This is a genomic window from Gardnerella sp. DNF01151, assembly GCF_049244235.1.
Classification (GTDB): domain Bacteria; phylum Actinomycetota; class Actinomycetes; order Actinomycetales; family Bifidobacteriaceae; genus Bifidobacterium; species Bifidobacterium swidsinskii.
Genome location: NZ_CP058389.1, coordinates 526383 through 539439, shown reverse-complemented (window position 1 = coordinate 539439; position 13057 = coordinate 526383). Strand labels below are relative to the sequence as shown.

Annotated in this window: 10 protein-coding genes and 1 tRNA gene; 2 read left to right on the top strand and 9 right to left on the bottom strand. The window is 43.6% G+C overall.

Going from position 1 to position 13057, the window contains the following annotated elements:
• Positions 1-23: 23 nt before the first annotated feature.
• The 5 genes from murI to HXT37_RS02305 form a co-directional block, all read right to left on the bottom strand.
• A complete protein-coding gene (gene murI / locus HXT37_RS02325) occupies positions 24-794 on the bottom strand; it encodes a glutamate racemase (RefSeq protein WP_012913941.1) in 771 nt (256 codons plus the stop codon).
• Positions 795-856: 62 nt separating this feature from the next.
• Complete coding sequence (gene nikE, locus HXT37_RS02320) at positions 857-2518, bottom strand: nickel ABC transporter ATP-binding protein NikE (RefSeq protein ID WP_102703406.1); 1662 nt, start codon at positions 2516-2518, stop codon at positions 857-859.
• A gap of 6 nt (positions 2519-2524) precedes the next feature.
• Entirely contained in the window at positions 2525-4234 is a 1710-nt protein-coding gene (locus HXT37_RS02315; RefSeq protein ID WP_116773794.1) for an ABC transporter substrate-binding protein, read from the bottom strand.
• 173 nt (positions 4235-4407) lie between these two features.
• On the bottom strand, positions 4408-5604 hold the full coding sequence (locus HXT37_RS02310; protein ID WP_012913938.1) for an ABC transporter permease: 1197 nt from the start codon (positions 5602-5604) through the stop codon (positions 4408-4410).
• Positions 5601-6530, bottom strand: a complete 930-nt coding sequence (locus tag HXT37_RS02305; RefSeq protein ID WP_064622007.1) for an ABC transporter permease — start codon at positions 6528-6530, stop codon at positions 5601-5603. The genes HXT37_RS02310 and HXT37_RS02305 overlap by 4 nt, the downstream gene beginning before the upstream one ends.
• A gap of 341 nt (positions 6531-6871) precedes the next feature.
• On the opposite strand from HXT37_RS02305, the gene HXT37_RS02300 reads away from it, so the two are divergent.
• Positions 6872-7147, top strand: a complete 276-nt coding sequence (locus HXT37_RS02300) for a BrnT family toxin (protein WP_004110572.1) — start codon at positions 6872-6874, stop codon at positions 7145-7147.
• A complete protein-coding gene (locus HXT37_RS02295) occupies positions 7125-7328 on the top strand; it encodes a hypothetical protein (protein WP_033888599.1) in 204 nt (67 codons plus the stop codon). The genes HXT37_RS02300 and HXT37_RS02295 overlap by 23 nt, the downstream gene beginning before the upstream one ends.
• An 89-nt stretch (positions 7329-7417) precedes the next feature.
• Here HXT37_RS02295 and ileS read toward each other — a convergent pair whose 3' ends face one another.
• From ileS to HXT37_RS02275, 4 genes are all read right to left on the bottom strand, one after another.
• Entirely contained in the window at positions 7418-10828 is a 3411-nt protein-coding gene (gene ileS, locus HXT37_RS02290; protein ID WP_064622013.1) for a mupirocin-resistant isoleucine--tRNA ligase, read from the bottom strand.
• A gap of 346 nt (positions 10829-11174) precedes the next feature.
• Positions 11175-12260, bottom strand: coding sequence for an Abi family protein (locus tag HXT37_RS02285; protein ID WP_240318296.1), 1086 nt, complete (start codon positions 12258-12260; stop codon positions 11175-11177).
• Between the two features lie 199 nt (positions 12261-12459).
• Positions 12460-12532 (bottom strand) — tRNA-Arg (locus tag HXT37_RS02280).
• 162 nt (positions 12533-12694) lie between these two features.
• The gene (locus HXT37_RS02275) at positions 12695-13015 is read right to left on the bottom strand and encodes an exodeoxyribonuclease VII small subunit (RefSeq protein ID WP_004110585.1); all 321 of its coding nucleotides are present in this window, start codon (positions 13013-13015) and stop codon (positions 12695-12697) included.
• Positions 13016-13057: the final 42 nt, after the last annotated feature.

Below are 13057 nucleotides of genomic sequence, written 5' to 3'. Positions count from 1 at the left end.
CGCAAAATCTTAACGCAAGTCTTTCAGCACAAGCTCTTCGCAAGTTGCTGCATGCGCAAGCTTGTATCCGAATTAGTAAGAGTTATGCTGCCTTCTTGAGAATCGCTTGCAAGCTCATTATTAAGTTCCAATATTTTGCGCAAATGATTAATAGTTCCTTCGTTGCCGTCAACAATATTCGTGCGCGCAGGCAAAAACTCGCGGAAATAATCCCTATAAAACACAAAATGAGTGCAGCCCAGCACAACCGAATCGATACTGTCTAAATCATACTCGTCGAAATACTTGTGAAGAGCAGCAAAAACTACATCACGATTATTAAGCTCCCCACGCTCAACAATACGCACTAAATCAGGACAAGGCTGCGAAAAAATCGTGTTATTTTGCGAAAAACGTTGCAGCAAATCCGCAAACTTGCGCTCGCGAAGAGTAAGCGGAGTTGCAGCTACGATTACGCGCTGAGGCTCACCTTTACCTAAATCACAAGCTAATTTAAGCGCCGGCTCCATACCTATGATAGGTATATTGTAATGCGCGCGCAAATCGTTCACAGCTGCGGAAGTGGCAGTATTACAAGCAATTACAACAGCTTTTACATTTAAACGAACAAAATGCTCGACGATTGCAAAGCTTAACTTTTTAACTTCTTCAGGCGTTTTAATGCCGTATGGCGCGTTTGCAGAGTCGCCGAAATAAATAATTCGCTCATGCGGCAGAGCAGCATGCAACTGACGAGCCACGGAAATGCCTCCAAGCCCAGAATCAAAAACGCCAATTGCTGCCGACGATGCCATAAACTACCTCCTAAAAACGCTTACTATCGTAATGGCGAGTGTCAACATACTAGGAAAACATACTACGAAATATATTGAACGCTGCCATTTCTAATTATGGCAACTTCGCTAGCAACTTCTTGCACAACGCCAACATCATGAGTAATAAACAAGCATGCGTAACGGTATTTTTGTTGCAAATCATGCAATAAGTTAAGTACACAACGTTGCACTGTTACGTCAAGCGCAGAAGTTGGCTCATCCACAATAAGCAGAGAAGGCTGCAAAATCAACGCTCGCGCAATACCTACGCGCTGTCTTTGACCTCCGGAAAGCTCGTGAGGAAAACGGCTTGCGAATTCAACTGGCAGTTGTACTTGATTAAGCATTTCTTCAACGCGCTCTAAACGCTCATTGGCATCAAGATTCGTGTGTAAAAGTAATGGTTCTGCAATACTCCAGCCAATGGTTTTACGCGGATTTAGTGCGGAACCTGAATCTTGAAAAACGTATCCAATTCGCGATAATGCTTGGCGGCGAGCTTTATTGTTTAATCTGTTTAAGTTTTCTCCATTAAGTAGCACTAATCCTGAATTTGGTTTGATTTGCCCAGAAATAAGCTTTGCAATAGTGGTTTTCCCAGCTCCAGACTCCCCGACTAAAGCTAGTGTAGAGCCAGAGTTAATGCGCAAGTTTGCATTAGCGAGAGCAAGCTTATTTGAATTTTTGCTAAAACGAGCATGCGAATACTTCACACTTACGCCTTGAACTTCAACTACTGGAGATTCAGATCCTGGAGATTCAGAAATATTCTTAGCAATATTCTTAGCAATTGCTTTTGCTACTTCTTCTATACTTTCATAAGAATCACCACTTGAAGCATATTGCATATCAAATTTAGGAACAGAATCTAGCAAAGTGCGCGTATATTCGTGCTTAGGATTCGCAAAAATATGCTGAACTTCGCCAGATTCCACAATATTCCCGCCTTGCATTACATACATTTCATCTGCGAGCGCGCGCACAACACTCATATCGTGCGTAATAATTAATACAGCAAGCTGTAATTTCTCCGACAAATTACGTATAAGACGTAAAATATCTCGTTGCGTGGTGATGTCGAGTGCTGTTGTAGGCTCGTCTGCAATCAAAACTTGTGGACGATTTATTAAAGCCATAGCAATCATCGCACGCTGGAGTTGGCCGCCAGAAAGCTCATGCGGATAAGAACGATACACGCGCTCAGCATCACTCAACTCAACCTCGAGAAGCTGCGAAATCACACGCTTCTTACGCTCTCTTTGGCTAAGCTTTCCTGCTTTTTCAGGATGATATATTAGCGCTTCTTCTATTTGCTTGCCAATTGTTTTCACAGGATTAAACGCACTGGACGGCTCCTGAAAAATCATGCCAATCATACCACCGCGAATATGCTCATAAGAGGCATCTTCGCTAAGCAAATTTATAAAAGATTCGTTAGCATCCGAAGCGTTAAGAAGTGCCGCATTCCCTTCAACACGCGCATTATTATCGAGCAATCCCATAAGAGCCAGCGCAGTAAGTGACTTTCCAGAACCGGACTCGCCTACTAACGCAGAAACCATTCCAGCACGCAATCGCATAGAAACATTGCGTGTAATTTGCCTACCGTCAATCGAAACCGACAAATCTTCAACACTTATAACAATTCTTTTACGCGCATCCAAATCTTTATTATCCAAAGCTTGCGCATCCAAATTCGTCATCTTCAATCACCTATTCAAAGACACAGCTGCATAATTAGGGTAAGCAGGAAAACTTCCGATGTAGAAATTCTCAACACCGCTTCCATGAATAAACGTATTATGCGAGTAAATAAGCGGAACAACAGGAGAATCTTCCATAATAGCGTGATCCGCCTTTTGCCACAGTTTATGAGCCGAATTCTCGTCAACAGTTTGCACAGCTTCGCGAATTAAAGCATCTACTTTAGGATTCGAATAACGAGAAATATTCCAGTTACCGCCGCCAATTTGCGAAGAATCAAAAAGCGGTCCCAAATTCGCAAAAGCAGAAGGAAAATCAGGCTGCCACGAAGCCAAAGCCAAATCGTAATCTCCGGAATTTGACGTAATTGCATCCGTAAAGTTTACTGCGTCAACAGTTTTAATCGTCACTTTAATACCAGCTCGCTTTAAACTTGATTGCACAGAAGATGCCACTTGCGTTTGATCCGGACGAGCAATCAGAATCAACTTAATATCGGTTTTACCTGATTTTTTCAACAGTTGTTTAGCTTTCTCAACGTTCCCTCGAGGATCTTCAGAATACAAATTAAACTGCTTTCGACCAGAAATACCAGGCGTAATAAGCGTAGTAGCAAAACCTCCAGCAATTTCGCCGCCCTTCGCAGTTCGATACGACTGCTTATCAACAGCATACTGAATCGCTTTTCGAACATTGATATCCGTTATTCTGCGCGTATTCATAGCCAAATATTCAAGAGCACCATCACTACTAGTAGTTAGCAACTTGCGAGATTGAGGATGCGCTTGAGCTTGTGCAAGCTGAGCAGGCGGCACAAAATCAGCCAAAAATGCGGCTTTTGTATCCGTATTTCCTTGAATCATAGACTGAGCTGAAACAGTAGTGTCTGAACCAAGTTTCCACACAATTTCATCTGCAGAAGCTGTGCGAGTACTGTCAAGCTTGGAATCCCAATACTTATTGCGTTGCATTACAACTTGCTTTCCAACTTCGTTCTGCACAATCCTGTATGGTCCTGAAGATTTCGGCCTTTTACTATATGTCTGAGCATCGCCTGAACTAGTTGGAACTGGCACAAATGCAGCCAAAGATGTCACCCACGGCCAATCTGCAAAAGGTGCTTTCAAATGGAAAATAATCGTTTGATTATCTGGAGTTTCAATCGAATCAAGCGACTTTCCGTCGAATGGTCCTCTATAGTTTTCAGCTCCAACAAGAAGAGTTTTGTGATATCCAAAACCACCGCTTAACGAATCTGCAAACGAGCGCTCAATACCAAATTTAATATCGTGCGAAGTGATTTCGGTTCCATCTTCATACTTAACACCCTTTTTAAGAGTGTATTTCCAAGTTTTTCCGCCGTCACTTGTTGTGCCAGTATCCGTTGCCAAATCTGGAACTACGCGCGTTTGCTCGCTTGAATCCGGACTTACTTTCCACGTAGTAAGTGCGCGGAAGATGAAATTATTTGACGTAATTGGCAAACCCTGACTGCGCGCTGGATCGAAATTCATATTCGTATTTGACGTAAATATTGTAAAAGTTCCGCCTTTTTTAGGATTAGAATTTAGCACGGAAGTGTTCGTAATACTGGTTTTCCCAGAGTTGTAATTTGTGCAAGCTGAAAGCGAAAGTAGTGAAATTGTAAGTAGTGAAAAAGCTGCTGTTGAAGCAAGAATTTTCTTTGAAGCCGTATTATTTTTGAAAATGAACATAATAATCCCCTTATTTCTTTAATCTTTTCTATTTAAAATTTAATTCTTTAAAACTCGCGCATAAGCTATTTAACATTTTTGAACTTGAGAAAAAGTGAGCGAGCTGACACGAGCAGCATCAAGCAAACGCAAGCGCTTAGTCCTCGCCCACTAACAATTTCACTCGAAAGGCACTAACAGACTGCGGCACGAGGATCGATGAAACGATAACAGATGTCAACAATAAGATTCGCAACAATCACAAGCGCAGCCGCAAAAAGCGTCACACCAACCAGCACTTGCAAATCAAGATTTTTAACAGAATCAAGAAGTAGCGAACCCAAACCTTGCATAGAGAAAACTCTCTCAGTAATCACAGCACCGCCAAGCAAACCGCCTAGATCCAAGCCAAACATTGTTAGCACAGGAAGCATTACGTTAGGCAGAGCGTGACGAGTTATAACTTTCGTTCGCGGCATACCCTTAGCCAAGGCAGTGCGCATATAATCCTGTTGCAACTCGTCAAGCATATGAGCACGAGTAAGTCGCGTATAATAAGCAGCGTTAAGAAGTGCCAAAACAATCCACGGAAGTAGCAAATGCTGCAGCCAACCTAAAGGATCATCCGAAAAATTCACATAACCGCCTGTAGGGAAAATTGGCAGATACACTGCAAAAGCAAGTATTGCAAGCATACCAATCAGGTAAGCAGGAGACGAAATCCCCACTGAAGAAAGCGCTCTAAATGCACGATCAAAAAGCGATCCTTCTTTAGAAGCAGAAATCACTCCGGTTACTACACCAATAATTACCCAAAGTAATGCAGCGCCAATCGCCAAAGAAGCTGTCACAGCAAAACGGCTCATAATAAGATCTGTGACTGGTTCGTTAAGCGTGAAGGACCAGCCTAAGCATGGAGACGAGCAGATAATTGCGGCACCAGCGGCTGAAATTCCTGAGGATGCAGAATTAGTTCCAAATTCTCGTCCAAAAAATATCCCACGAATATAGTTTCCAAGCTGCTCATACCACGGCGCGTCCGTGCCCATAAATGCGGAAACTCGCGCCAAACGTTCAGGAGTGCAAGGCTTTCCGCAAGCAAGTTGCGCAGGATTCGCTGGGAGCATAAAGAAAATAAGGAATAATACAACTGCAATCAGTGTTAAAACAAGTACCGCGCTTGCTGAACGCTTTATTAAAAACGTAAGAAAATCTACGGTTTTGCTAATAATTCGCGAGTTTTTTGCGGATTCATTATTGCTGTTATTACTAATATTTTGTTGCATATTTTTCTTCTGCGTATTATTTACATTCTGCTTATTGCTGATATTTTTCGTACTGCTATTACTATTTTTTGTATCGCTATTACTAATATTTTCCTTATATCTCATGCCGTCGCCGCCTTTTTAGCGCGAGGCTGAAGAGCACTAGCCAAACCGTCACCAACAAGATTAAAACCGAAAGTTAGCAAGAACAGTGCAGTTCCAGGGAAAAGTAAATACCATGGGTCAACTAAAACCCACTGCACAGCTTCCGCAATAGCGCGACCCCACGAAGGCGAAGGCGGATTCATACCAACGCCAAGGAAAGACAACGCAGCTTCAGCTCCAATTCGTCCAGGAATAAGGAACGTTACATTCACAAGCAACAACGGCATCATATTTGGCATTATTTGTTCACGAAGAACATGCCACGTACCGGCTCCCATTACGCGAGATGCAACTGCAAAATTGCGAGATTTAAGCGTAAGAGTTTGAGCGCGAACTAAACGCGCAATACTTGGCCAACCAAAAAATCCTAAAACAAGTATTAGTAGAAGCGGACGCGGAAAATCTTGCGGCACAACAGCAGACAAAGCAATCGCAAAAATCAGGAACGGGAAACCGAAGAACACGTCCATTGTGCGCGAAAGCAAAGCATCTGCAAAACCACTGAAATACCCTGCAATCATGCCGATTACGATGCCAAGAAATAGCGATATTATGGTAGAAGCGACGCCAATTCCAAGAGATACGCGCGCGCCATGAGCCACAATTGCAAAAATATCAAGACCACGAAGTGGCGTAACACCAAACCAATGCTGGAAATTAATGCCACCAAAACCTGTTGGAACAGAATTAAAATCTAAATATTCTGGATGCTCATCATAAGGATTATTGCCAGTGATTGCAGTAAAAGCATCGGCAAAAATTGCCAAAATCACAAAAATTGCAATAATTATACTTCCGATAATAATGCCAGAATTATTTCCAGTAGGAACGGTGACGCTAGATGAATCACGCTTATAGCGTGAACGAAATACACCGACCCTTCTCATCTTTACTCATTTCGTCACCTGCACTTTCTTTTTGAATATCATGCAATATAAATTAACGCAAAACACAAATCGAGTAAAAATTTGTATTGTTGTCTTATCGACACTATAGGAACCCATAGAAAATGGGGTGTCACATTGCTCTTGCTTGAAGCTGCATTGTGCGCTTCAAGCAAGCTCAATGCGGTAGCGCTTGCTTCTATAAATAGCCTTTAACCACAATGCGTAAAAAAATCTAGGAAAGCCGACTTAAAGCATTTACGATACTTAATACAAAACAACAATCATTAAAAATAGTTTCAATTGATGCTATTTTACGTTAAAATAGACGATAGAAGGTGAGTATGAATTTTGAGTACGATCCTGCAAAGAGCTTAAAAAATTTAGCTAAACATGGTATCAGTTTCAAAAAAGCTCAAATACTTTGGAATAATGAAATAACTGAAATCAAATCCAAAAATTCAGGCAATGATGACTCTCGCTACTTAGTTTTTGGAAAGATAGACAGCAAACATTGGACTGCAGTAATAACAAAAAGAAATAATCGAATTCGTATTATTTCTGTAAGAAGATCACGAAAGAAGGAGGAACAATATTATGAAAAACACCACAAAAAGTAAAGAGATAAGCGGAAAAGAAATTGATAGAAAATTCGATAACGGCGAAGACGTACTTGAGTACTTTGATTTGGAGCATCCAATTATAGAGAACCACTCGAACGAACAAAAGCACGTCACTTTTATTATGCCTGGATGGATATTGAGAATAATGAAATTCTTTAGAGTAGCTACAACACGGTAGTCAAATAAAACTAGAAGTAAAACAAAACGTGCCGACGTATTGAAATACACCGGCACGTTTTGTTTAGTTAATTAGCTGTTAGTTGTGTTTTACGCACGCTTAAGAGTTACGCTAAGCTCAGTTGCGCTAGAATCAGCCTCAACAACCTCGAAGCTCGTAGCCAAAGTCTCCTCCGCAATCAAATCGCGGAACTGCTCAACTTTAACAACGTCCGAAGCTGGCACGCTCAAAGTCAAAGCGATTCGGTCACTAATATCCAAACCGTTCTCCTTACGGGCATCCTGAACAGCGCGAATAGCGTCGCGAGCGTAACCTTCAGCAAGCAAATCGCTAGTCAAAGCAGTGTCGAGCATAACGAAACCGCCAGTTGGCATTGCAGCAGAAGCAGTATTCGCAGCCGCTTGAGCATCCGAAGACTCAACGCGATTTACAAGCTCATACTCGCCCTCAACAAGCGCAACTTCGCCGTTTGGAGTCTGAACAACAGGAGCGCCAGACTCGTCAACTCGCCAATCGCCACTCTTAGAAGACTTAATAGCAAACTGCACCTGCTTACCCAAACGAGGACCAGCCGCGCGCGCATTCACCTTAAGCTCGTGAACAATCTTCAAACCGTGGTTGCTTGCGTCTTCCAAAGTGCAGAATGTAACATTCTTCACGTTAAGCTCGCGCTCAAGAACCTGCTCGTAAGGCTCAACAGCAGCAGTATTTTCTGCAACAACCGTCAAGTTTGCCAATGGCTGGCGTACGCGCAACTGTTCCGCCTTACGCAACGAAAGCGCAGAAGACACAACCTCGCGAACCTTATCCATAGCAGCAACCAAAGCATCGTCATGAGCAAGAACAGCACCAAGCTCAGTGACTGTTCCAGCCTTAGGGTTCTTCTCACCGTCTGAAAGAGTTTCAGGCTCCACCAAATAAGGCCAATCAGCCAAATGCACGGATTCGCCGCCGGTAAGACCGCGCCACACAGCCTCAGCTTCCATAGGAGCAAGAGGAGCAATCGTGCGCATGAACACTTCCAACACAGTGTAAAGCGTGTTGAAAGCAGTCTCGTCTTCATTCCAGAAGCGGTCACGACTGCCGCGAATATACCAATTCGTAAGCACGTCAATAAAATCGCCAACTGCTGCGCAAGCATCGCTAATCGCAAACTCGTTCAAGCACTTTTCTACGCGCTCAACAAGCAAACGCGTGCGAGCAAGCAAATAACGATCCATGTTGCAAAGTCCTGCAACCTCATCCGCGCGAAGGCGACGAGCGTCATAACCCTTACCACCGTTTGCAGCATTCGCATACAAAGTGAAGAAGTAGTACGAGCTCCAAACTGGAAGCATAACCTGACGAACCGTATCCCTAATGCCGTCTGCAGTCACAATCAAATTGCCACCGCGCAAAATTGGCGAAGACATGAGGAACCAGCGCATTGCGTCCGAGCCGTACTCGTTGAAAACGCCGTTCACATCCGGGTAATTGCGCAAATGCTTACTCATCTTCTGGCCGTCGGAACCAAGCACGATGCCGTGGCAAATCACGTTCTTATAAGCTGGGCGGTCGAATAGAGCCGTAGCCATAATGTGAAGCGTGTAGAACCAGCCACGAGTCTGACCAATATATTCAACGATGTAGTCGCATGGGAAGTGCTCTTCGAAGAATTCCTTATTTTCAAACGGATAATGGAACTGCGCGAAAGGCATGGAACCAGACTCAAACCAACAGTCGAGAACATCCGTAATACGATGCATTTGCGACTTTCCAGTAGGATCGTCTGGATTTGGACGAGTAAGGCGATCGATATACGGGCGGTGCATATTCACATTGCCGTCGTCATCGCGCGGATAGTCGCCAAAATCAGCCTTAAGCTCTTCCAACGAACCGTACACGTCTACACGAGGATACTTTGGATCGTCACTCACCCACACTGGAATTGGCGAACCCCAGAAGCGGTTACGGCTAATCGACCAGTCACGCGCGTTAGAAAGCCACTTACCAAACTGGCCGTCCTTAACGTTTCCAGGAATCCAATTAATCTCCTGATTAAGCTCAAGCAAGCGCTTCTTAATCTTCGTAACAGACACAAACCAGCTAGAAACAGGCTTATAAATAAGCGGAGTTGCGCAACGCCAGCAATGAGGATAGCTGTGCACGTAGCTTTTTTCTTGGAATAACAACGCGCGCTGATCTTCCGGCATTTGAGCAAGCGGACCGTCTCCTGCACGCAAGTTACGCAAAATTGGCAAGTTCGCGTCGAAAACGTACAAGCCTTCGTAATCTGGGCAGTCGCTTGTAAACTTGCAACCTGCGTCGAGCACGTCAACGCTGCGAATTTCGTGCGCGTTAAGCGTGTTCATATCGTCCTCGCCGTAAGGAGCCTGGTGAACGAGACCAGTACCTTCAGCGGTGTCAACATAATCTGCAGTGAAAATCGTAAAAGCGTTAGGACCAGGAGTGCCACCCTCTGCGAGCGCAGAATCGCTTGCAAAGTATGGGAACACTGGGTAGTAGCGCCAACCAGCCATCTCAGCACCCTTAAGTTCGCGCACAACTTCGTAATTTTCGCCAAGTTCCTTAGTGTAGGAGCCGAGCAAAGGCTTACCGATGTAGAACTTTTTACCTGCGAACTTGCCTTCAGTTGGGCGAACTTCCACGTAGTCGATGTCTGCGCCAACTACGATTGCGAAATTGGTTGGCACAGTCCAAGGAGTAGTGGTCCAGAATACTGCGTAAGCGTCGGCTTCGTCGCGAAGCTTAACGGCAACGGAAACGGTAGTATCCTGACGATTCTGGTACACATCCGCGTCCATGCGAAGCTCGTGGGCTGAAAGTGGAGTTTGGTCCTTCGGGCAGTACGGAAGCACGCGGTAACCCTTGTAAGCCAAGCCCTTATCATAAAGCTGCTTAAAAGCCCACATTACGGATTCCATGTATGGAATGTTCAGCGTTTTGTAACCGCGCTCGAAATCAACCCAGCGAGCCTGACGATGCACGTAGTTTTGCCACTCGTTTGTGTACTTCAAAACGCTGGCACGGCAAGCATCGTTAAACTTTGCGATGCCCATTTTTTCGATTTGCTCAACCGACTCGATGCCGAGTTCCTTCTGCGCTTCCAACTCTGCAGGAAGACCGTGAGTATCCCAACCAAAAACGCGGTTTACTTTGCGACCGCGCATAGTCTGATAGCGCGGAACGACGTCTTTTGCGTAGCCTGTGAGCAGGTGGCCGTAGTGAGGAAGACCGTTTGCGAATGGAGGTCCGTCGAAGAACACGAACTCGTTTTGACTACCCTTGCCGGACGGACGGTATTCGATTGACTTGCGGAAAGTGTTGTTTGCATCCCAGTATTGGAGAACTGATTCTTCAAGCTTTGGGAAGGAAGGATTTGGTGCAACTTGCGCGCCGGAGTTTTCTTGCGTTGATGCTGAAACACTTACCTTTGGGTATACGTGATTTGCGGACGTATTTTCGGACGCGTTTGCTGCTGGATTAGTGGATTCGCTCACTGTGCTCTCCTCGCTCAACAGGGTGAATATTTCCCTGCGAGGACGACAGTTACTGCCGCGGTACCACCTCGCTTGCTATAAGATGATTACGTAACGTGTATCGCAATGCATAACGCAAGTGCGTAACACAAATATGCAACGCAATCGAACTATTCCCATAGCCTCTCGTGTTTGGCTGTGCGGGCCAACCCCGTCGGTTCTAATAAGCGAAAACCTTACGAATCCTCGCCGTTCTTCCGAAAACTCCCCGCCGATAACGGATCATCGCTTAAGTTAGAAATAATCTAACACTATCCCCTAACATTAGGAATAATTTCGCGACTCGCGAATAATTTTCATGACATTTTCATGACATATTATCCAAAAATGCCTTAGCTTCATTAGCATTGCTAAAAGCAATGCCATCGTCAGAAATTTTGCCATTCATAATTTGATTAGCGTGATTCATAGCCTTAAGCGTTGCCTCGTTTGGAACAGACAAGTTACTATTCAAGATAATATTTTCTTTAATTTTATTTTTCCAATCATAAAATTCATCAATACTAGACATTCCAATGCATTCAATAACATTTTTAGAGCAATTTGGAACTTTATCGCAAAGCGCAACAAGTAATTTTTCAATCTTCTCTAAAAACTCTAGATAATAGCTAGTTTCTAATAATATGTCGAAATCTTTAATAAGCTGAAAGACTGTTGCATTATCACTATGCGGTCTAGCACAATACAAACGTTCATCATGCGCACAAATATTTCTGAACTCTTTAATTCTTCTATAAATAGAATCAATTTTTATTGACGTAATATCTTTTTGAGAACAGTGTGAAGAATTATAAAGTTCAGTATATTTTTTAGCAACCAAACCTCTCACGCATTTAGTTTGCGCTTTGTAAAACCAGAACATCTGTCCGAAAGTCAAATCATTAGATAAAACCCATAATGGAACTTGCCCATCGTGATTATTGATACAATGTCGTATGTACTCTTTTCCTATATTTAATTTTTGATTATTTGACTTATTATTTTCTATAATTCGATTAAATGCTTTAATTAAACCACCTGATTCCTTTGGATCTTCATAGTTAGTTTCATTAAGGTAAGCATTAACTTCATTACCGTGCATTTGGCTAAAGCAATATGAACATGATGACCTTAACAATGCTTCTGCTCTAGTTGTAGCCGCAAAGATAATACTGCGAAGTTCACGATCAAATTTAAAAAGATAATAAATTTGTTCAAACTTTGCTCCTTGAACATATTTATTCGAATTTTTTGACTCAAGAAATGGATTTTTATATCCATTTACAACGCTATAGTAACCTTCTCTTTCAAGTATTTCCATAGCTTTAATCTCATCAGGAAACACTACTCCTCTAGACTTAAGTAATTCTATTTGTTGTCTGATAGTAGTAAAAGGTTTATAAATCACCATCATCCCCACCAATCCCCCGCTATTAGATGCACAAAGAGCCAATCAATCGCTTGATTGGCTCTTCGCGAACCAGACACTGCCTGGCTTCACCACTACTCAATTATACGAAAGAAACTAATATTTGTCAACAAAAAATAGGCGAATTATACAGCACACAACACCATTGCACAAATATAAACTGCACAACGTCCACACATAAAAGTGCCCCGGATCAGAATCGAACTGACGACACCCACTTTAGGAGAGTGGTGCTCTATCCACTGAGCTACCGAGGCAACAAATGGCAATTATACACTATGGCGTGTCACTGCGGCGCGCAGCAGAAACGGCAGAAACAGTGCAAGGGTGAGTAGTTTATGCCGCTTTTTCGCAAGAATCCGACCAAAACGACTCAGTCGCGAGTAGTTTATGCCGCCTGAGCGCATAATCAGCGAGTGCTAATCCTCAAGATTCGATTGCGTGCCAGCCGTAGCTGCCGTCGCCGATTGTTCCGCTTGTGCCGCGTCCAACTTAGCGCGAACCGTGGCAAGCAAACCCTGCGCGCGCTTTGCCAGCGCCTCGCCAATCTCCCACTGACGCATGGACTGATCTAGTGTCAAACCGCCAGCTTCCAACGCTTGAACCGCCTGAACCAGCTTTTCGCGAGCCTCTTCGTACGGCATCGTCTCAATCGCAGCGCGCTCTTCTTTCGTAAGTGTGCTTGCAAATTCTGTGTTTTCTGCTGATTCTTCCGCTTTTTTCGTTACTTTCTCACTCATATCTAACCTTTCGTTGTATCTAAATAAATATCTAAAATATCT

Bases quoted from the DNA above. Each gene is read 5' to 3' on its own strand.
- murI (WP_012913941.1), bottom strand. From the start codon at position 794: ATGGCATCGTCGGCAGCAATTGGCGTTTTTGATTCTGGGCTTGGAGGC.
- nikE (WP_102703406.1), bottom strand. From the start codon at position 2,518: ATGACGAATTTGGATGCGCAAGCTTTGGATAATAAAGATTTGGATGCG.
- HXT37_RS02315 (WP_116773794.1), bottom strand. From the start codon at position 4,234: ATGTTCATTTTCAAAAATAATACGGCTTCAAAGAAAATTCTTGCTTCA.
- HXT37_RS02310 (WP_012913938.1), bottom strand. From the start codon at position 5,604: ATGAGATATAAGGAAAATATTAGTAATAGCGATACAAAAAATAGTAAT.
- HXT37_RS02305 (WP_064622007.1), bottom strand. From the start codon at position 6,530: ATGAGAAGGGTCGGTGTATTTCGTTCACGCTATAAGCGTGATTCATCT.
- HXT37_RS02300 (WP_004110572.1), top strand. From the start codon at position 6,872: ATGAATTTTGAGTACGATCCTGCAAAGAGCTTAAAAAATTTAGCTAAA.
- HXT37_RS02295 (WP_033888599.1), top strand. From the start codon at position 7,125: ATGAAAAACACCACAAAAAGTAAAGAGATAAGCGGAAAAGAAATTGAT.
- HXT37_RS02285 (WP_240318296.1), bottom strand. From the start codon at position 12,260: ATGATGGTGATTTATAAACCTTTTACTACTATCAGACAACAAATAGAA.
- HXT37_RS02275 (WP_004110585.1), bottom strand. From the start codon at position 13,015: ATGAGTGAGAAAGTAACGAAAAAAGCGGAAGAATCAGCAGAAAACACA.